Consider the following 906-nt stretch of genomic DNA (forward strand, 5'->3'; position numbering starts at 1 on the left):
CGGCCGCCACGTTGGGTGCGCGGTGGTGGTGGCTGGAGCGCGACCAACGTTATGCCGTAGTAGGTCACACGAATTTTGTGTGACCTACTACGGCTACCCCTCAAACAAAAATAAAGAAACTAAAAACCGCCCAAAACACTGATATAATAGTGTTTTGGGCGGTTTTCTATGGTATAATATATGTAAGCAGAAAGTTAAGACGGTTGGCAAAACTTGATGTCAGGTGGTGGTGCTTATGCAGTTCTTGCAGAGTGTCCAGAATCTACAGAAAGGAGTAGCCTAGTTGTTTTTTGGGATAATCCTAGCAGTAATTAGTGGTGTAACGGCAATCATTTTGGCAGTTGAAAAGCTGACTAATGCCATTACAAAACTTGTTATTGCTTGGCAAAACCTCTATAAGACAATAAAAAAATAGCCGTCCCGATAACTTTTGGCAGAGTTAGGATAGCTATTTCTATCTAATAGACGTCAACCGCTTAGCGGTCTGCTTACTTCGGGGGTCATGTTCGAGCATGGCTCCTTTTTGTGTATCTTTATTATACCACTGATATTACAGGCATTCAATCAATCTGATAACGATGTGCGTTTGATGCTTTTGCACTTCTACAACTTCACCGTCTTCATTCACCATACCTTTGAAATAGTCGTTAAGCTCAAACTTACCGTTCAGCCAGTTAACAGCTTGAGAAAGGGGTTTAAATTCAACTGCGTATGCATCTTCGTTTGTATTGTCGATTGCAAGAAAGTTATTAGCGCTAACAGGTTGAATAAATTTGCCTTGCAAAATGTCGCCAACGGTCTCACTTCGATAGTTTTCTAGTAGAAAAGTTGCTTGTAATTGTGTAATTAAATTAATCATTTCTTCCACGCTCCTCCGCCTTCTCTCGTCATTGTATCAATTTCGCC

At 41.2% G+C, this 906-nt stretch carries 1 protein-coding gene; it reads right to left on the minus strand.

Features of this window, described 5'->3' with window-relative positions:
- Window positions 1-550 precede the first annotated feature (550 nt).
- The gene (locus tag FC90_RS04905) at window positions 551-868 is read right to left on the minus strand and encodes a hypothetical protein (RefSeq protein WP_157053039.1); all 318 of its coding nucleotides are present in this window, start codon (window positions 866-868) and stop codon (window positions 551-553) included.
- Window positions 869-906: the final 38 nt, after the last annotated feature.

Origin of the sequence: Latilactobacillus graminis DSM 20719, from assembly GCF_001436415.1 — a bacterium.
GTDB lineage: Bacteria > Bacillota > Bacilli > Lactobacillales > Lactobacillaceae > Latilactobacillus > Latilactobacillus graminis.